19 protein-coding genes and 1 pseudogene are annotated in these 19,768 nt (G+C 70.7%); 7 read left to right on the plus strand and 13 right to left on the minus strand.

Annotated features, from left to right (window positions below):
- Nucleotides 1-9 precede the first annotated feature (9 nt).
- From ACFWDI_RS00300 to ACFWDI_RS00310, 3 genes are all read right to left on the minus strand, one after another.
- Nucleotides 10-489 carry a DUF2771 domain-containing protein gene (locus ACFWDI_RS00300; RefSeq protein ID WP_327324407.1) on the minus strand — a complete coding sequence of 160 codons (480 nt, stop codon included), beginning with the start codon at nucleotides 487-489 and terminating at the stop codon, nucleotides 10-12.
- Nucleotides 490-570: 81 nt separating this feature from the next.
- Nucleotides 571-918, minus strand: a complete 348-nt coding sequence (locus ACFWDI_RS00305) for a hypothetical protein (protein WP_385300427.1) — start codon at nucleotides 916-918, stop codon at nucleotides 571-573.
- An 8-nt stretch (nucleotides 919-926) separates the two neighbouring features.
- Nucleotides 927-2,276 (minus strand): MFS transporter, encoded by a 1,350-nt coding sequence (locus ACFWDI_RS00310; protein WP_385300428.1) that lies wholly within the window; start codon nucleotides 2,274-2,276, stop codon nucleotides 927-929.
- 302 nt (nucleotides 2,277-2,578) lie between these two features.
- On the opposite strand from ACFWDI_RS00310, the gene ACFWDI_RS00315 reads away from it, so the two are divergent.
- Together ACFWDI_RS00315 and ACFWDI_RS00320 are read left to right on the plus strand one after the other, a co-directional pair.
- Nucleotides 2,579-3,523 carry a DUF3027 domain-containing protein gene (locus tag ACFWDI_RS00315; RefSeq protein ID WP_385300429.1) on the plus strand — a complete coding sequence of 315 codons (945 nt, stop codon included), beginning with the start codon at nucleotides 2,579-2,581 and terminating at the stop codon, nucleotides 3,521-3,523.
- A gap of 175 nt (nucleotides 3,524-3,698) precedes the next feature.
- Nucleotides 3,699-6,863: a sacsin N-terminal ATP-binding-like domain-containing protein gene (locus ACFWDI_RS00320; protein WP_385300430.1), complete on the plus strand. Its 3,165-nt coding sequence runs from the start codon at nucleotides 3,699-3,701 to the stop codon at nucleotides 6,861-6,863.
- Nucleotides 6,864-7,010: 147 nt separating this feature from the next.
- Here ACFWDI_RS00320 and ACFWDI_RS00325 read toward each other — a convergent pair whose 3' ends face one another.
- From ACFWDI_RS00325 to ACFWDI_RS00350, 6 genes and pseudogenes are all read right to left on the minus strand, one after another.
- Entirely contained in the window at nucleotides 7,011-7,178 is a 168-nt protein-coding gene (locus tag ACFWDI_RS00325) for a hypothetical protein (RefSeq protein ID WP_385300842.1), read from the minus strand.
- A 98-nt stretch (nucleotides 7,179-7,276) separates the two neighbouring features.
- Nucleotides 7,277-7,399: pseudogene (locus ACFWDI_RS00330) on the minus strand (toxin-antitoxin system, toxin component, PIN family protein); the annotation flags it as partial.
- A complete protein-coding gene (locus ACFWDI_RS00335; RefSeq protein WP_385300431.1) occupies nucleotides 7,389-8,045 on the minus strand; it encodes a DUF433 domain-containing protein in 657 nt (218 codons plus the stop codon). The pseudogene ACFWDI_RS00330 and the gene ACFWDI_RS00335, both read right to left, overlap by 11 nt.
- 21 nt (nucleotides 8,046-8,066) lie before the next feature.
- Nucleotides 8,067-9,047, minus strand: a complete 981-nt coding sequence (locus tag ACFWDI_RS00340) for a hypothetical protein (RefSeq protein WP_385300432.1) — start codon at nucleotides 9,045-9,047, stop codon at nucleotides 8,067-8,069.
- Between the two features lie 273 nt (nucleotides 9,048-9,320).
- A complete protein-coding gene (locus ACFWDI_RS00345; RefSeq protein ID WP_385300823.1) occupies nucleotides 9,321-9,455 on the minus strand; it encodes a DUF397 domain-containing protein in 135 nt (44 codons plus the stop codon).
- Nucleotides 9,412-10,326: a Scr1 family TA system antitoxin-like transcriptional regulator gene (locus ACFWDI_RS00350; RefSeq protein WP_385300824.1), complete on the minus strand. Its 915-nt coding sequence runs from the start codon at nucleotides 10,324-10,326 to the stop codon at nucleotides 9,412-9,414. The genes ACFWDI_RS00345 and ACFWDI_RS00350 overlap by 44 nt, the downstream gene beginning before the upstream one ends.
- A 167-nt stretch (nucleotides 10,327-10,493) precedes the next feature.
- Here ACFWDI_RS00350 and ACFWDI_RS00355 point away from each other — a divergent pair, with 167 nt between their 5' ends.
- Nucleotides 10,494-11,057, plus strand: coding sequence for an ATP-binding protein (locus tag ACFWDI_RS00355; protein WP_385300433.1), 564 nt, complete (start codon nucleotides 10,494-10,496; stop codon nucleotides 11,055-11,057).
- A 49-nt stretch (nucleotides 11,058-11,106) separates the two neighbouring features.
- On the opposite strand, the gene ACFWDI_RS00360 is transcribed toward ACFWDI_RS00355, so the two are convergent.
- Nucleotides 11,107-13,566, minus strand: coding sequence for an HAD-IC family P-type ATPase (locus ACFWDI_RS00360; protein ID WP_385300434.1), 2,460 nt, complete (start codon nucleotides 13,564-13,566; stop codon nucleotides 11,107-11,109).
- Between the two features lie 154 nt (nucleotides 13,567-13,720).
- Complete coding sequence (locus ACFWDI_RS00365; RefSeq protein ID WP_385300435.1) at nucleotides 13,721-14,008, minus strand: DUF2530 domain-containing protein; 288 nt, start codon at nucleotides 14,006-14,008, stop codon at nucleotides 13,721-13,723.
- A gap of 244 nt (nucleotides 14,009-14,252) precedes the next feature.
- Here ACFWDI_RS00365 and ACFWDI_RS00370 point away from each other — a divergent pair, with 244 nt between their 5' ends.
- Nucleotides 14,253-15,707, plus strand: a complete 1,455-nt coding sequence (locus ACFWDI_RS00370; protein WP_385300436.1) for an NCS2 family permease — start codon at nucleotides 14,253-14,255, stop codon at nucleotides 15,705-15,707.
- Here ACFWDI_RS00370 and ACFWDI_RS00375 read toward each other — a convergent pair.
- Nucleotides 15,700-15,882, minus strand: a complete 183-nt coding sequence (locus ACFWDI_RS00375) for a ribbon-helix-helix protein, CopG family (protein ID WP_327324388.1) — start codon at nucleotides 15,880-15,882, stop codon at nucleotides 15,700-15,702. The genes ACFWDI_RS00370 and ACFWDI_RS00375 overlap by 8 nt on opposite strands.
- A gap of 166 nt (nucleotides 15,883-16,048) precedes the next feature.
- Here ACFWDI_RS00375 and ACFWDI_RS00380 point away from each other — a divergent pair, with 166 nt between their 5' ends.
- The 3 genes from ACFWDI_RS00380 (at nucleotide 16,049) to thpR (ending at nucleotide 18,567) form a co-directional block, all read left to right on the plus strand.
- Complete coding sequence (locus ACFWDI_RS00380; RefSeq protein ID WP_385300437.1) at nucleotides 16,049-16,492, plus strand: MarR family winged helix-turn-helix transcriptional regulator; 444 nt, start codon at nucleotides 16,049-16,051, stop codon at nucleotides 16,490-16,492.
- A 39-nt stretch (nucleotides 16,493-16,531) separates the two neighbouring features.
- Nucleotides 16,532-17,848, plus strand: a complete 1,317-nt coding sequence (locus ACFWDI_RS00385; protein ID WP_385300438.1) for an MFS transporter — start codon at nucleotides 16,532-16,534, stop codon at nucleotides 17,846-17,848.
- Between the two features lie 122 nt (nucleotides 17,849-17,970).
- Nucleotides 17,971-18,567 (plus strand): RNA 2',3'-cyclic phosphodiesterase, encoded by a 597-nt coding sequence (gene thpR, locus ACFWDI_RS00390; RefSeq protein ID WP_385300439.1) that lies wholly within the window; start codon nucleotides 17,971-17,973, stop codon nucleotides 18,565-18,567.
- 173 nt (nucleotides 18,568-18,740) lie between these two features.
- On the opposite strand, the gene ACFWDI_RS00395 is transcribed toward thpR, so the two are convergent.
- A complete protein-coding gene (locus ACFWDI_RS00395) occupies nucleotides 18,741-19,736 on the minus strand; it encodes an aldo/keto reductase (protein WP_385300440.1) in 996 nt (331 codons plus the stop codon).
- Between the last annotated feature and the right edge of the window lie 32 nt (nucleotides 19,737-19,768).

Raw genomic sequence — 19,768 nt, forward strand, 5'->3', positions numbered from 1 at the left:
TCCTTGGGGTCAGGAGTCCTTTTCGAGCTGGAAGTGCCAGATGCCGACGAGCTTCTTGCCGTTCGTCTCCACGATGCTGACCTGAGCCTTGTTCGAGGTCTCACCGGTCTGCGAGGCGAAGAAGGCGTTGCCCGGAATGGTCCGGTACGACTTCTTGTACGGCTCCTGCTCGGCCTGCTGGCCGCCGATGAACAGCGTCCAGCCGTGGTCCGCGATCTCCGGGTCGACGCCGAAGCGGACCTTGTCGTCCATCGCGACCTTGACGACCTTCTCGGCCTTCTTGTTCAGGCAGCTCTGGATCAAGGACTCCTTGATGGCCTTGCCGTCGTTGTAGCAGGTCGCCTCGGTGTGCACCGAGTCCGTCCCGACCGTCACGGTCGCGAGCGGTGTCGGCTTGTCGCAGGCGGAGAGTACGAGGAGCCCGGCGGAGACGGCACCGAGAGCGGCAGCGGCCCGGCGGCGCTTGCCCGAGAAGAACGCAACGGTCATGGTCCGAAGGCTATCGGGCCCCCCGCGCCCCGCGACGCCCGGGTACGGCGTGCCGCGAGGGTTGACCGTACGGGCCTCGAATCAGGCCCGTACGGCGGTTGAGGCCGGCGCGGCCGAAGGACGCGCCAACGGCAGCGCATGCGGCCAAGGCACTGGCGCGTCGCCCCGGCGTGCCGCGCTGTACGTGTCGCCCTGGCGTGCCGCGCTGTACGTGTCGCCCTGGCGTGCCGCGCTGTACGTGTCGCCCTGGCGTCCCGCGCTGTACGTGTCGCCGCGGCGTGCGGCGCTGTACGTGTCGCCCCGGCGTGCCGTGCTGTACGTGTCGCCCCGCGTACCGCTGTGCCCGCGTACCGCTGTGCCCGCGTACCGCTGTGCCCGCGTACCGCTGTGCCCGCGTACCGCTGTGCCCGCGTACCGCTGTGCCCGCACACCGCGCCTCAGGCCACCCGAGCACGTCGCATGCCGCCGTGGCGGGCCGCGGCCAGGAGGCCCCTCACCGTCGTCAGCGCGCCGAGCGCGACGATTCCCGCCGCGACCGACATACCCAGCGTTCCGTTCAGCGGCAGCGCGATGCCGATCGCGCCGCCCGCGACCCAGGCCATCTGCAGCAGCGTCTCCGAGCGGGCGAACGCGGACGTGCGCACCTGTTCCGGGACGTCCCGCTGGATCAGCGCGTCCAGGGACAGCTTCGCCAGCGCCTGGCACAGACCCGCCGTCGCGCCCAGTACCGCCACCATGCCCGCGCCGAAGAACACCGCGGCGGCGATCGCCGCGGCCAGCACCACCGCCTGCACCGTGGCGATGATCATCTCCGGGCCGCGGGCCTTCAGCCAGGCTCCGACCGTCGTGCCGAGCGCGTTGCCGACGCCGGCCGCCACACCCACTATCCCGAGGGACACCGCCGCGCTCTGCCCGGGCAGCGGATGCTCGCGCAGCAGGAACGCGAGGAAGAAGATCAGGAAGCCGGAGAGCCCGCGGAAGGCGGCGTTCGCCTGCAGCCCGTGCAGTACCGAGGGTCCGACCGTACGCAGACTGGGCTTCTTCTCGCCGTGGGTGAGCATGTGCGCCTTGCCCTCGCCCTTCGCCGAGTCGACCTTGGCCGGCATCGTGAACGCCCAGTACGTCCCGAGCAGGAAGAGCGCGCACGCCCCGTACAGCGGCCACTGCGGCCCGACCTTCTGCAGCCCCACCCCGATCGGTGCCGCGACACCCGTCGCCAGCAGCCCCGCCAGCGTCACCCGGGAGTTGGCCTTCACCAGGGAGAAGCCCGGCGGCAGCAACCGGGGCACGACCGCGCTGCGCACCACTCCGTACGCCTTCGACGCGACGAGCACCCCCAGCGCCGCCGGATACAGCTCGAGGCCGCCCGTCGCCACCGCGCCCGACATGGTCACGGCCAGCACCGCACGGGTGAGCATCGCGCCCGCCATCGCCGCTCGGCGCCCGTGCGGGATGCGGTCCAGAAGCGGCCCGATGACGGGGGCCAGCAGGATGAAGGGCGCCATCGTGATGGCGAGGTAGAGCGCGACACGGCCGCGTGCCTCGTCCGTCGGTACGGAGAAGAAGACCGTGGACGCCAGCGCGACGGTGATCATGACATCGCCCGCGCCGTTCACGGCGTGCAGCTCGATCAGCTTCCCGAGCCCCGACTCGCCCGCGCCGTGCGCATGCGTCGCCTTGCGGATGCCGCGCGCCGTTCCGGTGAAGGGCAGATGCAGGGCGCGGCCGACCGCCCGGCCTGCTCTGCTGAGCGCACCGGGTCCTTCGGACGACCTCACGGCTGCCACCCCGTCATAGTGCCCCAAGCCCTGCCGAGGCGAACCGCGATGCGCCGTTGTTCGCCCCTTGTTGGGGCGGGCATGTGGGCGGGGAGCGACAGAGGGGGTAGCGTGCGTAGCGCGCCACCGGCGGTAGTTCTCGGCCGCGCGCCTCTTCGGCATCCCGCAGAATGGATGACGATAGGTGTGCCCGAGACGGGTTGGTCTGGGCGCGGACGTCGATGCGGCCCCCTGGTCCGCTCCGCCTGCGGCCCGTACCTCGCGAATCGGCCGGCGCACCCGTGAGACGGCGTAGGAGAGAAGCGAGACCTGTGAGTGCAGCGACGACGCGAAGCCGGACCCCTGACCGCCTGTGCGCCGAGGCGGTAGACCTTGCCCGGTCGGCGGCCGAAGAGGCCGCAGCCCCTGGGGTGGTCGGCGAGCATGTATCCCTGGTCTCGGAGGGTGACCGTGTAGTCACGCACTTCTTCGAGGCCAAGGAACCCGGATACCGCGGCTGGCGATGGGCGGTGACCGTCACGCGGGCCTCCCGCGCCAAGATCGTCACGCTGGACGAAACCGTCCTGCTCCCCGGCCCCGATTCGCTGCTCGCGCCCGAGTGGGTGCCGTGGAGCGAGCGGCTGCGGCCCGGCGACCTGGGCCCCGGCGATCTGCTGCCCACCGAGGCGGAGGATCTGCGGCTGGAGCCCGGCTTCACGGGCGAGGACGTGCCCCCGCCGAATTCCGTGGTCGCCGAGACCGTGCCGCCGTCCCACGACCTGGTCGAGCGGGTCGAGGCGGAGGACGCGGAACTCACCGAGCGCAGGCCCATCGACGAGAGCGTCGCCAATGGCCGCGGTGCGATCGCGTCGGTCGCGGAGGAGCTCGGCATGCGCCGGGCCCGCGTGCTGTCCCGGTACGGGCTGCACGTCGCCGCGGACCGTTGGGACGAGTCCTTCGGCGCGCAGACCCCCATGGCGCAGGCGGCCCCCGCGTCCTGTGCGAGCTGCGGTTTCCTCGTTCCGCTGGCGGGCTCCCTGCGGCAGGCCTTCGGTATCTGCGCGAACGAGTTCTCACCGGCGGACGGGCGCGTCGTGTCCCTGTCGTACGGCTGCGGCGCGCACTCCGAGGCGGCTGTGATGCCGAAGCCGCCGCAGCCGGCGCCGCATGTCTTCGACTCGATGGGCACGGACGAGTTCCCGCTGCGTCCGGCCCGCGAAGGCGGTTCGGTCTCCTCGGAGCCGGACGGCGAGTCGGAGGATCTCGGCCACTCGTAGTCCGCTTCCGACAGCTCGCGGGTTCCTGCGGAGTGCTGAGCGCGCAGTTCGCGGTACCTTCGGCCGCATAAGCAGTGGGCGGGTCGACCGCGGGTGCACGGCACGTGGGTCGCGGTCGGACCGCCCATGGTCCGCACGCAGACTGCGGGTCAACCGGAGAGAGCGGAGTCACAGCGTGAGCGTCAGGACGACCGAGTGGGCGGACCCGTTCGGGACGGCGCGGCTGCGGCGCGGGGTGCTCGACGCGTGGGGGGCCAGTCCCGCCCGCTTCCGTGAGGACGCCAACGCCGAGGAGGATCTGGCCCTCGGCGGCTACCGCGACCGCCTTGTCGTCGAACTCGCACAGAACGCCGCGGACGCCGCGGCCCGCGCCCGTGTGCCGGGCCGGCTCCGGCTGACCCTGCGGCCCGGCACGGGCGACGAGCCCGCTGTCCTCGCCGCCGCGAACACCGGCGCGCCGCTCGACGCGACCGGCGTCGAATCGCTGAGCACGCTGCGGGCCTCGGCCAAGCGCGAGGGCCACGAGGCCGCCGTCGGCCGCTTCGGCGTCGGCTTCGCGGCCGTCCTCGCGGTGAGCGACGAGCCCGCCGTCATCGGCCGGCACGGAGGCGTGCGCTGGTCCCTGGCCGAGGCCAGGGAACTGGCCCAGCAGGCGGCCAAGGCGAGCCCCGGGCTCGGCGACGAGCTGCGCCGCCGCGACGGACACGTACCGCTGCTGCGCCTGCCGCTGCCTGCCGAGGGTACGGCTCCCGAGGGGTACGACACGGTCGTCGTGCTGCCGCTGCGGGACGGGGCCGCGGTCGATCTGGTGGAGCGGCTGCTCGCCGGGATCGACGACGCGCTGCTGCTCACGCTGACCGGCCTGACCGAGATCGTCGTCGAAACCCCGGGCGGCGTACGGGTGTTGAGGCGCTCCGAGCACGGCGCGTACGTCCATATCGAGGACAGCGTGCAGGGCGACCGGCGGTGGCGGGTGGTGAGCCACGGGGGCGCCATCGAGCCGGCGCTGCTCGCGGACCGGCCCGTCGAGGAACGGCTGCGGCCGTACTGGACCGTCACCTGGGCCGTGCCCGTGGACGAGGAGGGCGCGCCGGCCCGGCCGCGTACGGCCCCTGTGGTGCACGCGCCCACGCCCACCGACGAACCTCTCGGCGTGCCCGCGCTGCTGATCGCCTCGCTGCCGCTGGACACCACCCGCCGCCACCCGGCGCCCGGGCCGCTCACCGACTTCCTGGTGCGGAAGGCGGCCGGGGCGTACGCCGAACTCCTCGGCAGCTGGCAGCCGGTGACCGTCGGCACCATCGACCTGGTGCCCGGTCCGCTCGGCAAGGGCGCGCTGGACGGCGCGCTGCGGGAGGCGATCCTTCAGCTGCTGCCGCGTACAGCGTTCCTGGAGGCGGCGCTGCCGCGCGATGTGTCCGGCGAGTGGTCCGGGGACACCGGGCTGCCGGACCGTGAGGATGTCTCCGCCGGGCTGCGGCCGATCGAGGCGGAGGTCCTGGAGGGCGCGGGCGCGGACACCGTCCGCGTGCTGGCCGAGGTGCTGCCGAGCCTGCTGCCCGCGGGTCTCGAGCGCCGCGTGGAGCTGCGCACGCTCGGCGTGGCGCGGGTGCCGCTGACCGAGGCGATCGACCGGCTCGCGGGTCTTGAGCGCGAGCCCGGCTGGTGGCAGCGGCTGTACGACAGCCTCGCCGGGGTCGACCCGGACCGGCTGACCGGGCTGCCGGTGCCGCTCGCCGACGGGCGTACGACGATCGGGCCCCGCCAGACGCTGCTGCCGCTGGCCGAGACCCCGCCGCATCTCGCGCGGCTCGGGCTGAAGGTGGTCCACTCGGAGGCCGCGCACCCGCTCCTGGAGAAGCTGGGCGCCCTGCCCGCGACACCGCGCGCCGTGCTGACGACGCCGCAGGTGCGGGCGGCGGTGGCCGGTTCGCTGGAGGCCGGCGAGGTTTGGTACGACGGAGTCGGGGACGGTGCCGCGCCGGACGCGGAGGAGCTCGCCGAGACGGTGCTGGCGCTGGTGCGGGACGCGGGCATCGAGCCCGGGGACGAGCCGTGGCTGGGCGCGCTGGCGCTGCCGGACGAGGACGGCGAGTTCGCTCCTGCGGGTGAACTGGTGCTGCCGGGCAGCCCGTTCGCCTCGGTGATGCGCGAGGACGAACTGGCGCTCTGCGACGGCGAGCTGGCCGAGCGGTGGGGCGAGCAGCCGCTGGCCGCGTGCGGTGTGCTGGCGAACTTCGCTCTCGTACGGGCCACGGATGTGGTCCTCGACCCCGATGAACTTGAGCCCCGCGACGGGGATTTCGCCGAGCCCGACGACGCGGGTCTGCTGGACGCGGTCGACGTGTGGTGCGAGGACGTGCTCGACCGGCTGCCTCAGACGCCGGTGCCGCCGGTCGCCACGGAGATCGTCGCCGTACGGGATCTGGATCTGGTGGACGACGACTGCTGGCCCCGCGCGCTGGCGCTGCTGGCGCAGCCGCCGCTGCGGGACGCGCTGACCCAGTCCGTACGGATCCTGCTCCCGGACGGGACGACGGAGACGGTGCGCCCGTACACGGCGTGGTGGCTGCGGGACCATCCGGTGCTGGACGGGCGCCGCCCGGCGGGTCTGCGGTCTGCGGGCGGCGATCCGCTGCTGGCCGGTCTGTACGACACGGTGGACGCGACGGGCTTCGAGGACGTTCAGGTGCTGCGGGCGCTGGGCGTGCGCACATCGTTGGCCGCGCTGCTGGAAGAGCCGGGCGGGGCGGCGGAGCTGCTCGGCCGGCTCGCCGATCCTTCTCGCGAGGTGTCCGGTGCGCAACTCCACGCCCTGTACACGGCGTTGGCGGACCTCGACCCGGATCAGGTCACGCTCCCTGACGAGCTGCGGGCGGTCGTCGACGGCGAGGTACGGGTCGTCGACGCGTCGGACGCGGTGGTGGCGGACGCGCCGGATCTGCTCCCGCTGACGGCGGGCCTGCCGCTGCTGCCGGTGGCGCCGTCACGGGCGGCGGAGCTGGCGGAGCTGTTCCAGGTCCGCCGCCTGGGCGAGGCGGTCTCGGCGGAGGTGACCACGGAGGGCGAGGAACACGAGGTCCCGGAGTCGGTCCACGTCCTGCTCGGGAGCGGCACCCCTGCGACGTACGTCGAGCACGAGGAGCTGGTGGCGGGCGGCGTCGAACTGGACTGGCGGCGCACCCAGGACGGTGTGATCCACGCATCGACCCTGGAGGGCGTGGCGGCGGGCCTGGCCTGGGCGGCGGGCCAGTGGCCGCGCCGCTTCGAGGTGGCGGCACTGCTGGAGGATCCGTCCCGCACGGAGGAACTGGCGCGGGACCGCTGGTTCGACGCGTAGCGCAAGGGGGTGGGACCCCGCCCCCCGGCCGGGGCTTCAGCCCCCGGGGCCGGGGCGAGGGCTGCCAGGCAGCCCGTCTGCCGCGCTCGACGAGCAGTCCCGCACCTGCGAGTCGAACGGCGGTGCCGTCATCGCGGCAGCCCACCGTCACGGCCAAGTGCGCTCAATACGGTCATGCCGCAGGGCATAAGCGGCGGGGCCGCCCTTCTCGATGGCCCGGTACATCGCGTTGCGGTGTGCGTCGAGCCGTTCGACCATCTCGATACTGCGAAGCTGCTGGTTGTCGAGGTAGAAGAGCACTGCCTCGCGGTCCAAAACGGGCTGGATCTCCAGGTCCCGTGTCTTGATCCGTCCGTGTCCTTCGACAGAGGGACCCAGGACTGGTCGAGGCCGTGGGCGATCCATTCCTCGTCGGGGATGTCCTGTGCGTCGGCCGGGAAGACGTCGACGATGCAGTGAACCGCCCAGCCGCGTGCCCTCAACTCCTCCGCGACACGCCGCCCGAGGTTGCGGTCGAGAAAGAACTCAGGCGGCAAGGCGCACCACTGCGTGGCACAGCGAGTCGAGCTGCTCAGGGGTCATGTCGAACTCGTAGGCGATGTCCTCGACGGTCTCGCCGGCTTCCCAGAGGTCGGTGACGGCCTTGACCGGGACGCGGTTGGCCGCGATGACGGGGAGACCACGGCCGAACCTCGGGTCGATCACGACCGGAACGGAATCCGGGTACTGCCTCAGACGCAGGCTCGAAGGGAAATCGTCGTCCGCGTCCCAGGTCAGGTAACGGAGGTACTCGGACACCACCTCGTGGATGGGGGCCTGCCCGTCCCGGGCTCTGCGCAGATCTCCGAAGCCGTGCTCGACGAAGATGTCCACGCCGTCGGTGGCGATCCGCTTCGAGACGAGGCCGTAGGGGGTGTCGAAGGCGTCCCGCACCGCGGCCGCAGCCTCCCTGATCTCGCTCATCCGCAGGCCGAGGGAGCGCAGGGAGCGCAGGACGTGGGCCTCGGCCACGGCGATGAACGGCACCGAGGGCTGGCCTTTGCGCACGGGCTCCACCTGGTGCACGAGCGGGGCCCCGGCGGCTCTGCCCCTCAGCCAGGAGGTGAGAGTCGACGACGGAATCTCAAGGTAGGACGACGTTTCCGTAGGCGTGAGGAGCCCGTCCGTAAACCTGTCGACCATGATCCACCTCCCGCGCACGGTTCAGCATGCCGCTCGCAGGTGATCGTCGCGGGTGGTCTCCGAGCCTGCCGTGGTCACGTCGTCGGGCGGGCAGTCGCGGCAGCGGCCGGGTTCCGCGGCGCGGAAGGCGCGCTCGCAGCCGCCGTCGCAGGTCTGCCAAGGCAGGACGGGAGGCGCGGCGACCTGGGTGGGTGCGGCGACGGGCAGGTCGCGGAGCCGGAAGCCCAGGATGCGAGCCGGTCGACAACGGAAGCGGTCCGGGAGGCCCGTGGTGAGGAGCTCGGCGATCTCCTCGGGTCCGGTGCCCTGCGCGAGCCACTGGCTGACGGCCGGGGCGAGTTCGGCGACCTCCCGCCGGGACAGGATCAGCCTTCGGTCGCGGATACGCAGCGAGGCGAGAATGACGACGGCTTGCGGGTCGGCCTCGGCGAGTTGGGGAGGGGGCGCGGTGTCCGGGGTGTCCCCTGTCTCCAGTGCCCTGGGAGGTGTCAGCCCTTGCGCAGGCTCGGGCGGAGGCACAGGCCCGGCTTGAGCGGCGGTGGCGGGGCCGGTGTCCGGGGCGGCCACCGGCCGGGGTGTCTTCCTGTGTGTGTCCGGCTCCGCGGACCTTCGCGGCCGGGGTGGCACAGGCGGCGCCGGTGTGGGGTCGCCCCGTCCCGGCACGTCGTAGAAGTACGTCTTCGTACGGATCAGGCCGCCGTGCCCGCGTTCGCGCCGTCGCTCCAGATAGCCGGCGGCCTCCAACTCCCGGAGCGCCCGCGAGATCAGGATCTCGCCCTCGGTGAAGTGCTCGCACAGTGCGGCGATGCTCACGGACACACCGTCCGGCAGGGAGGCGATGTAGGCCGCGACGCCGACCGTGACCGCGCTTCCGCGCCGCTGCGCAAGGGCGTTGGCGATCACGGTGAAGTCGGCGGTGAGGCGGGTGCGGACATGGATCACGCCGGAGGTCGGTGCTCCGGCGTCGGCGCGCAGGGGCGCGTTAGACTGCGGTTCAGCCATCGGGAAGCTCTTTCTTCCTGATCGGTGAGGCCCTCGATCAGGATTGCCGTCCTGGCCGGGGGCCGTCATATGCCTGGGGTTGTTGCGGCGAACGTAACCGCCAACTTCCCGCCCCCGCAAGCCAGTCACCCGTCCGGGTGACGCGGGGGAGGGGAGGGAGGGCAGGTGGTTCTTCACCCCAGGTTCTTTGGGGAGTTCGTGGTCGGCCGGACCCCCGCGCACGAGGTTCCGGAGGCTCCGGGAGGCCGACGCCCGCACCGAATCCTGGTCGACTCAGGCCCGGTCGGCGGCCTTCAACTCGCCTATGAACGAGGCCCAGCAGGCTTCCGGGAATACCAGGGCGGAACGGTTCGGGGCCTTGCTGTCACGGACGGGCACGACGCCGGGGAATCCGTCCGCGACCTCCAGGCAGTCGCCCCCTGCCTGATTGCTGTAGCTGCTCTTGCGCCAGACGGCGTCGTTCAGATCGGGACGGGACGGACGCTGCACGGTAGTTGCCCTCCATCACGGATCGGATCATGTCGAGTGACATGAGCGGGGGCAGGGCCACTGCCCGCAGCCGATCGTAAATCACCGAGTACCGACGGACGTCTGCCGGATCCTCGATGAGCTGGCCGTACTCAGCGCCCTCCGTGTAGGCCACTTCGGTGCTGTCCGGAAGAGTTAGCACCGACAGGGAGCCGCCCATCGCCTCGTGCTCGCCCTGGTCGAACGGGAGCACCTGCACGGTGATGCGGGGCTCGGCAGCCGCCTCGAGTAGCCGAGCCAACTGGCCCTGCATGGCCTCCCGCCCGCCGACCGGACGCCGCAGTACGGCCTCGTCCAGGACGACCCACAGGTCGGGGCGGTCGGGCGAACCGAGCCGTTCCTGCCGTCCCAGTCGGGCGGCGACGCGCTCTTCCAACTGCTCCTCGCTGCGGAGCAGCGCGTCGAGCCGGAGAACGGCCCGCGCGTAGTCCTCGGTCTGCAGAAGACCGGGCACGACATGCGCCGCGTACTGCCCGATGGACACGGCTCGCGCCGAATGCGCCATGAACGCCCGCGACCAGTCGGGGAACGCCTCCCGGTAGACGTAGGGCCACAGGTCGACCAGCAGGTTGTCCGCCCCGAGGGCCGCATCCAGCGCCCGCGCCAGCTCCAGCGTCGGCTTCGCCCCGGACGACCGCTCGATCTGCGTGATCCGGGTGCTCACCACATGCGTCTTCGCGCCCAGTTCGGCCTGGGTCAGCCCGGCGGCCGTACGGAGTCTGCGGACGCGTGAGCCGAAGAGGGCTGCCATTGACGCGTCGGGCTGAATTCCTTTGGCCATGGGCTCACTTCCGTTCCTTACCGCTTGCGACGTAAGGCCTCATCACCTTCCGAGCGTAGGGCCGTCGGCCGATTCTTGAACACGGAACGTCACGACCCGCACACGTTGTGGGTCGTGCCAGGGATCGAAGGACTGGAATGGGCGACACCGTGCTGAAGACCATGACCACGTCGGGCGACGGCCCGGACCGCGAGAGGGAAGCAGCCGTGCGGCCGCTCGACGGGAAGGCGCATGACTCCGAGGATGAACTCCGTGAGTTCGCTGCACAGTTCAGCTCGACACCCCGAGGCGCGCGGCTCGCCCGGCGGCTCGCGGTGCGCAGCATGGATGAATGGGGGCACCCGGCCGCGTCGGACGTCTCATGCACCGTCGCCCTGCTGGTGGGGGAACTCGCCACCAATGCCGTACGCCACGGGCGGGTGCCAGGGCGGGACTTCCGACTTCGTCTCAGCTCGGATGTGCGGCGGTGTCTGATCCGCATCGAGGTTTCGGACGCTTCTTCGGAGCAGCCCCCGACCAGTCCGCCAACACCGGTTTCCGACGACGAGTCAGGGCGCGGACTGCTCCTCGTGGACGTCCTGGCCGCCCGCTGGGGTGTGACGCCGCGCGTTCCCGTTGGCAAGACCATCTGGGCGGAAGTGGCGGTGGAGGCGCCGGGACGGTGCAGAGAAGGACACCGGGCTCCGTTCCCGCATCGATAGGGCAGCCCATGTTCGCCGAGAGGGCGCTACGCAATGGGCAAGGACCTGCCTACGCCGCGAACCTCCGGTCCACCCACCGCCACGCCACCTCCAGCAGCCCCGCCCCCGCCGCCGCGATCGCCACCGCCCCCCACGGCATCGTCGTGCCCACCAGCTTCAGGGCGAAGAAGTTCTGCAGCCACGGCACCACCAGCACGATCAGGAAGGCGACCCCCATCGCCGCCACCAGGCACACCCGCCACAGGGTGTACGGGCGGGCGATGATCGCCAGGACCCACATCGAGACCAGGAACAGCGTCAGCGTCGCCGCGCTCGTTTCCGCGTCCAGGGCGCCCGCGCCGGTGTAGTAGTGGCGGGCCAGCAGGTACGTGGCGAACGTCGCCGCGGCCGCGATCGCGCCGGCCGGGATCGCGTACCGCATCACCCTGCGTACGAAGTTCGGCTGCGCCCGCTCCTTGTTGGGGGCCAGCGCCAGGAAGAACGCCGGGATACCGATCGTCAGCGTCGAGAGCAGCGTCAGATGACGGGGCAGGAAGGGGTATTCGACCTGGCTGCACACCACCAGCACCGCCAGCAGCACCGAGTACACCGTCTTCGTCAGGAACAGCGTCGCCACCCGCGTGATGTTGCCGATGACCCGCCGGCCCTCCGCCACCACCGACGGCAGCGTCGCGAAGCTGTTGTCGAGCAGCACGATCTGCGCGACCGCCTTCGTCGCCTCCGAGCCCGACCCCATCGAGACGCCGATGTCCGCGTCCTTCAGTGCGAGGACATCGTTCACGCCGTCACCCGTCATCGCGACCGTGTGACCGCGGGACTGCAGCGCGCCGACCATGTCGCGCTTCTGCTGCGGCGTGACCCGGCCGAAGACCGCGTTGGCGTCCAGGGCGTCGGCCATCCCGGCCTGCTCCGTGGGGAGCCGGCGCGCGTCCACCGTGTTCGCCGCGCCCGGCAGGCCGAGCTTGCCTGCCACCGCGCTCACCGACACCGCGTTGTCGCCGGAGATGACCTTCGCGCTGACGTTCTGGTCGGCGAAGTACGCGAGCGTGTCGGACGCCTCGGGACGCAGCCGCTGCTCCAGCACCACCAGCGCTGTGGGCCTCGCCTCCGCTGTTACGTCCGCCGCGTCGAGGTCGCCCGCCGCCCGCGCGAGCAGCAGCACCCGCATCCCCTGCTCGTTGAGCTGCCCGATCTCGCCCAGCGTCGGGTCGGCCGCCGGGAGCAGCACATCCGGCGCGCCCAGCAGCCAGGTGGAGTTGTCGCCGTCGCCCTCGCTGAAGGCGGCGCCGCTGTACTTGCGCGCCGACGAGAAGGGCAGCGACTCCGTGCAGCGCCACTCGTCGCTGTCCGGATACGCATCGATGATCGCCTGCAACGAGGCGTTCGGCCGTGGGTCGGACTCGCCGAGCGCGCCCAGCACCTTCCGAATGTACGTCTCGTCCGCGCCGTCCAGCGGCCGCAGCTCCGATACGTCCATACCGCCCTCGGTCAGCGTGCCCGTCTTGTCGAGGCAGACCACGTCCACCCGCGCGAGGCCCTCGATGGCGGGCAGTTCCTGCACCAGGCACTGCTTGCGGCCGAGCCGGATGACGCCGATCGCGAAGGCGACCGACGTCAGCAGCACAAGGCCCTCGGGGATCATCGGGACGATGCCGCCGACGGTCCTGGCCACCGAGTCCTTGAAGTTGTTGTCCTTGACGACGAGCTGGCTGATGATGAGCCCGATCGAGGTCGGGACCATCATCCAGGTCACGTACTTGAGGATCGTGCTGATGCCGCTGCGCAGCTCGGAGTGGACGAGCGTGAAGCGGGAGGCCTCCTCGGCGAGCTGCGCCGCGTACGCCTCGCGCCCCACCTTCGTCGCCGTGAACGCCCCGCCGCCCGCGACCACGAAGCTGCCCGACATCACCGGATCCCCGGGGTGCTTGATGACCGGATCGGCCTCGCCCGTCAGCAGCGACTCGTCGATCTCCATGCTGTCGGCCTCGGCCACCTCGCCGTCCACGACGACCTTGTCGCCGGGCCCGAGTTCGACGAGATCGCCGAGCACGATCTCGGACGTGGAGATCTCGGCCGCCTCTCCGTCGCGCCGTACCGTCGGCCTTGCCTCGCCGATGACCGCGAGCCCGTCGAGGGTCTTCTTGGCGCGCAGCTCCTGGATGATGCCGATACCGGTGTTGGCGATGATCACGAAGCCGAACAGGCTGTCCTGGATCGGTGCGACGAGGAGCATGATCGCCCACAGCACGCCGATGATCGCGTTGAAGCGGGTGAAGACGTTCGCGCGGACGATTTCGGTGGTGGAGCGGGAGCTGCGTACGGGAACGTCGTTGACCTCACCGCGGGCGACCCGCTCGGCGACCTCGGCCGTCGTCAGCCCGGTGGCCGGGACTGCGATCGCGGACCGCGGCAGCTTCATCGGGTGTACGGGGTCGAGTTCGGAGCCCGCGTCGATGGTCGGTCCGCCGGGTTCGGGGCCGTCCGCGTCGATTCTCGCCCGCTGCGTCATGGTTTCGACGGTACGGCCGGAGGGGCCGGTTCACCCGCCGAGTGCGCCGGAGATCAGACCTCGGTAGGACGCGAATGGTCCTGTGGCAGTACGGGCGCGGTACGGGGCACTTGCTTCAGCCGCTTGCTTCAGCCGCTTGCTTCAGCCGCTTGCTTCAGTCGCTCGCAGCGGGAGAGGAACCCGGCTCCGCCGCCTCGGCGGCCTTCGCGCGCTTGATCGCCACGTCCCGCCTGCGTACGTACCAGATGCCGATCAGGCCGAGTCCGCCACCGGCCAGACAGGTCCACACCCACCACATCAGGTCGCGGTCGTCGAACCAGCCGTAGAAGGGGATCTGGACGAGGAAGAGGACGAACCAGAGGATCGTGCCGCCGGTGATGGTGGCGACGACGGGCCCCTCCAGGGGCTCGGGTGCCTCGTGCTTGGGGGTCCACTTCGCCATGCGCACAGTGTAGGCGGCGCGTATGCCGAGGCCACGGGGCCGGTCGGCAGCCGGGCAAGGGCCGGGCAGCGGCCGGGCGGCCCAAGGGTCTACGCGCGGAGATAGAAATCTTCGCCTTATGTATTCATACTGAAACTGCTTACAGATGACTGGTTTTGCTTGTTGGAAGATACAAGTCTGGCCAGTTTTTTACTGTCGTTGTCTTTTTCGTCCCTGCCCCCTCCCCGTATGACTGAGGTTCCGCATGCCCCCCTCGGCCACCGCCAAGGTCGACTCCGCAGACCGGCCCCCGGCTCCCCGCCGGCCGTCCGGCAGCCTGGACCGTTTCTTCAAGATCTCGGAGCGCGGCTCCTCGGTCGCCCGCGAGGTGCGCGGCGGATTCGCCACCTTCTTCGCGATGGCGTACATCATCGTGCTGAACCCGATCATCCTCGGCAGCGCGAAGGACATGTACGGCCATCAGCTCGACAGTGGCCAGCTGGTCACCGCCACCGTGCTGACCGCGGCCTTCTCCACCCTGCTCATGGGCGTGATCGGCAATGTCCCGATCGCGCTCGCGGCCGGCCTCGGTGTGAACACCGTCGTCGCCCTCCAGCTCGCGCCCCGGATGTCCTGGCCGGACGCGATGGGCATGGTCGTCCTCGCCGGCTTCGTCGTGATGCTGCTGGTCGCCACCGGACTGCGCGAGCGCGTCATGAACGCCGTGCCGCGCAGCCTGCGCAAGGGCATCGCGATCGGCATCGGGCTCTTCATCATGCTGATCGGCCTGGTCGACTCCGGCTTCGTCTCCCGTATCCCGGACGCCGCCAACACCCCCGTGCCGCTGCAGCTCGGCGTCGGCGGCCACCTCGTCGGCTGGCCGGTCCTCGTCTTCATCCTCGGCGCGCTGCTCACGCTCGCGCTGATCATCCGCAAGGTGCCGGGCGCGATCCTCATCTCCATCGTCGCGATGACGATCGTCGCGATGGTCATCGATGCCGTGGCGACGGTCCCGTCCTGGGGCCTGACCGCGCCCGAGTGGCCCGGCAACCCGGTGGCGTCGCCCGACTTCGGTCTGGTCGGCAAGGTCAGCCTGTTCGGCGGCTTCGGGAAGGTCGGCTACCTCACCGGCATTCTCTTCGTCTTCACCGTGCTGCTGTCCTGCTTCTTCGACGCGATGGGCACGATCCTCGGCGTCGGCGACGAGGCCAAGCTGCTGGACAAGGACGGCAGGCTGCCCGGCATCAACAAGGTGCTCTTCGTCGACGGCATCGCCGTCGCCGCGGGCGGCGCCACCTCGTCCTCTGCCTCCACCTGCTTCGTGGAGTCCACCGCCGGCGTCGGCGAGGGGGCCCGTACCGGCCTGGCGTCCGTCGTCACCGGTGCGCTGTTCACGATGGCGCTGTTCCTCACGCCGCTCGCCACGATGGTCCCGTCCCAGGCGGCGACGCCGGCGCTGCTGGCGGTCGGTTTCCTGATCCTGGCCGGTTCGGTCCGGGACATCGACTGGGACGACTTCACCGTCGCCGTGCCTGCCTTCCTGGCGATGGTGATGATGCCGTTCACGTACTCGATCACCAACGGCATCGGCATCGGCTTCATCACCTTCAGCCTGCTGCGGCTGGCGGCCGGACGGGGCCGTGAGGTGCCCGTGGCCATGTACGTGGTGTCCGCGGTGTTCGTCTTCTACTACGCGATGCCCGCGCTGGGTCTCACGTAAGGCCGTAGAACTTCTCTGTCTCCTCGACGGCCGCCTGGAAGCGTTCGTCGAAGTCATCGCGGATGAGCGTCCGGACCACATAGTCCTGGACGCTCATTCCGCGTCTGGCGGCATGGTGCCTGAGCCGGTCGAGTAGCTCACCGTCTATCCGCAGGCTGAGGACTGTCGATCCCATATCAGCCAGGGTTGCCGGATGCCCGCGGCCGCTGTGTCACTTTCCGGATGCGACTCACTCATATGAGTGACGAAATGATCTCCTGGCCGACCTCCTGGCCGACGTCCAATCGGCGCGTGGAGAATCGACTGGTCTTTAGGTTGGGTAATGAGTTATGCTAACAAACATGCCTGACCTGTCCCATGGCAATGACGCCGACGTCGCCGCCGTGAACTCCCTGCGCTCAGCCGTGATGCGGCTGGGCCGACGCCTGAAGCATCAGCGCGTCGACGAATCGCTGAGCCCCACCGAGATGTCGGTGCTCGGCACCCTTGCCCTGTGCGGCCATGCCACCCCCGGTGAGCTGGCCCGCAAGGAGCATGTCCAGCCGCCGTCCATGACCCGGATCGTGGCGTTGCTCGAAGCCAAGGGATTGGTCCGGCTCGAGCCGCACCCCGACGACCGCCGGCAGAAGGTGGTCAGCCCGACCGAGCAGGCGGAAGCCATGCTCGAGGAGAGCCGCCGCAAGCGGAATGCCTGGCTGGCCTCGCTCGCCGAAGGGCTGGACGATGACGAGTGGGCCAAGCTGCGCGCAGCCGCCCCCGTACTGGAGAAGCTCGCACACCTCTAATTCACCGCATTCACCGCACCATGGAAGAGGCGAACCCTTTTGAGTCCGGGACCCGGAGCAGACTCCGCACCCGCACCAGCTCCTACAACCATGTTCAGCTCGCTGAAGATCCGTAACTACCGGCTCTTCGCCACCGGGCAAGTCGTCTCCAACACCGGCACCTGGATGCAGCGCATCGCCCAGGACTGGCTGGTGCTGACCCTGACCGGATCCGCGTCCGCCGTCGGTATCACCATCGCGCTGCAGTTCCTGCCCATGCTGCTCTTCGGCCTCTACGGCGGAGTGCTCGCCGACCGGCTGCCCAAACGCCGGCTGTTGCTGGCCACCCAGTTCGCGATGGGCCTCACCGGCCTGGCGCTCGCCGTGCTCACGCTCAGCGGCCATGTCCAGGTGTGGCACGTGTATCTCACGGCCTTCGTCATCGGCCTGGTCACCGTCGTCGACAACCCGGCGCGCCAGTCCTTCGTCGCCGAGATGGTCGGCCCGGGCCAGCTGGGCAACGCGGTCAGCCTGAACTCCGCGAACTTCCAGTCCGCCCGCCTCGTCGGCCCCGCCGTCGCCGGTGTGCTGATCACGGCTGTCGGCAGCGGCTACGCCTTCCTGCTCAACGGCCTGTCCTTCATCGCGCCCATCGCGGGCCTGCTGCTGATGCGCAACAGCGAGCTGCACAAGGTCGAGCGCGCGCCGCGCGGCAAGGGCCAGTTGCGGGAAGGACTGAAGTACGTCGCGGGCCGGCCCGAGCTCATCTGGCCGATCGTCCTCGTCGGCTTCATCGGCACCTTCGGCTTCAACTTTCCGATCTGGCTCTCGGCCTTCGTCAACAACGTCTACCACTCCGGCGCGAGTACGTACGGACTGCTCAACACCCTGATGGCGGCCGGCTCCCTGGCGGGCGCGCTGCTCGCGGCCCGGCGCCGCACCTCGCGGCTGCGGGTGCTGGTCGGCGCGGCCGTGCTCTTCGGAGTCCTGGAGATCGTGACCGCGTTCGCGCCGCGGTTCTGGATCTTCGCGGTGCTGATGGTGCCGATCGGGATGTTCGGCCTCACGGTCAACGTCACGGCCAACTCCAGCATCCAGATGGCGACGGAACCGGCCATGCGAGGCCGCGTGATGAGCCTGTTCATGATGGTCTTCGTGGGCGGTACGCCACTGGGCGCGCCCTTGGTCGGCTGGGTCACCGACACATACGGACCGCGGATCGGCTTCGCGGCGGGCGGCACGGTGGCGCTGGTCGCCGCGATCGGAGTCGGCGTGATGCTCGCCCGTGTGGGCGGGCTGCGCCTCAAAATAGATCTGCGGCCGGGGCGCCGGCATCTGGAATTCGTACCGAGGGAGCAGCTGGCGACAGCTGCCTGACCGGGACCTGTCGGGCGGCCTGACCGGGGCCGTCGGGCTGCCTGACCGGGACCTGTCGGGCGGCCTGACCGGAACCCGTCGGGCTGCCCGACCCGGACCGTCGGGGCTGACAGACTCGGGGCATGAGACTCTTCGCCGCCGTACTGCCGCCCGCCCCGGCAGTCGGCGAACTCGCTCTCGCCGTCGACCGGTTGAGGTCCCTCCCCGCCGCGGACCGGCTGCGCTGGACCGGCCGGGAAGGCTGGCACTTCACGCTCGCCTTCATGGGCGAGGTGGAGGACGCGCTGCTGCCCGAGCTGCACGAGCGGCTCGGGCGGGCCGCCCGCAGGACCCACCCGTTCGCCCTGCGCCTCCACGGCGGAGGGCGGTTCGGGCAGCGGGCCCTGTGGGTCGGGGCCGCCGGCGGCCTGGAGGAGATGCGCCTGCTCGCGGAACGCGCAGACGCTGCGGCGCGGCGGGCCGGGATCGCCATGGAGGAGCACCGCCGCTATCAGGCCCACCTCACCATCGCCCGCAGCCGCGACGAGGCCGATCTGCGCCCGTACGTCGAGGGGCTGGACACCTTCGAGGGCACGCCCTGGGAGGTGGCCGAGCTCGCGCTTGTACGCAGCAATCTGCCGGTCAGCGGCGTACGGGGCGAGCAGCCGCGGTACGAGACGGTGGGCAGCTGGCCGCTGGGTGGCGGGACGGGGTCAAGTCCACCCGAACGGGCGAGTTAACCTCGTTCCGTGAATCCCAAGACCAGAAACCAGATCATGGCCGGTGTGCTTGTGCTGATGTTCGCGATCGTCGCCGTGGCGGCCGTGGTCGGTCAGTAGCCCCTGGGGCGTGCTGCGGGCGGCGGGACTTCCGGAAACACGCCCCAAGCCCTGACCGACCACGGCTGCGCCCGTCACCAGGCGAAGGCCTCCGGCGAGGGCCCCGGCCCCGGGAAGATCTCGTCCAGCGCGGACAGCAGCTCCTCGCTCAGCTCCAGCTCGACGGCGCGCAGCGCGGAGGCCAGCTGGTCCGCCGTACGCGGGCCGACAATGGGCCCGGTGACTCCCGGCCGGCTGAGCAGCCAGGCCAGCGCCACCTCTCCGGGCTCAAGGCCGTGCTTGCCGAGCAGGTCCTCGTACGCCTGGATCTGCGCACGCACCTCGGTGCTGGCGAGCGCGTCCGCCGAGCGTCCGGACGCGCTGCGCCCCGCCCCGCCCTCGCGCTCCTTCCGGATCACGCCGCCGAGCAGCCCGCCGTGCAGCGGCGACCAGGGGATGACCCCGAGCCCGTACTCCTGCGCGGCCGGGATGACCTCCATCTCGGCGCGCCGCTCGGCGAGGTTGTACAGGCACTGCTCGCTGACCAGCCCGTACGAGCCGAGGCGGCGGGCCGTCTCGTTGGTCTGGGCGATCCGCCAGCCGGGGAAGTTGGACGAGCCCGCGTAAATGATCTTGCCCTGCTGGATCAGGGTGTCGATCGCCTGCCAGGTCTCCTCGACCGGCGTGCGGCGGTCGATGTGATGGAACTGGAAGATGTCGATGTGGTCGGTCCGCAACCGCTTGAGGCTCGCCTCGACGGCGCGGCGGATGTTGAGTGCGGAGAGCCGGTCGTAGTTGGGCCAGGCGTCGCCCTCGGGGCCCATGTTCGCGTAGGCCTTGGTGGCGAGGACGACCTTGTCGCGACGGTCGCCGCCCTTGGCGAACCAGCTGCCGATGATCTCCTCGGTGCGACCCTTGTTCTCGCCCCAGCCGTAGACATTGGCGGTGTCGAAGAGATTGATGCCTGCGCCGAGCGCGGCGTCCATGATCGTGTGGCTGTCGGCCTCGTCGGTCTGAGGCCCGAAGTTCATCGTCCCGAGGACGAGTCGGCTGACCTTGAGTCCGGTACGTCCGAGCTGTGTGTACTTCATGGGTACCAAGCCAACGCCTTGGAGCACGCTCC

This window comes from Streptomyces sp. NPDC060064, assembly GCF_042736455.1.
Taxonomy (GTDB): Bacteria; Actinomycetota; Actinomycetes; order Streptomycetales; family Streptomycetaceae; genus Streptomyces.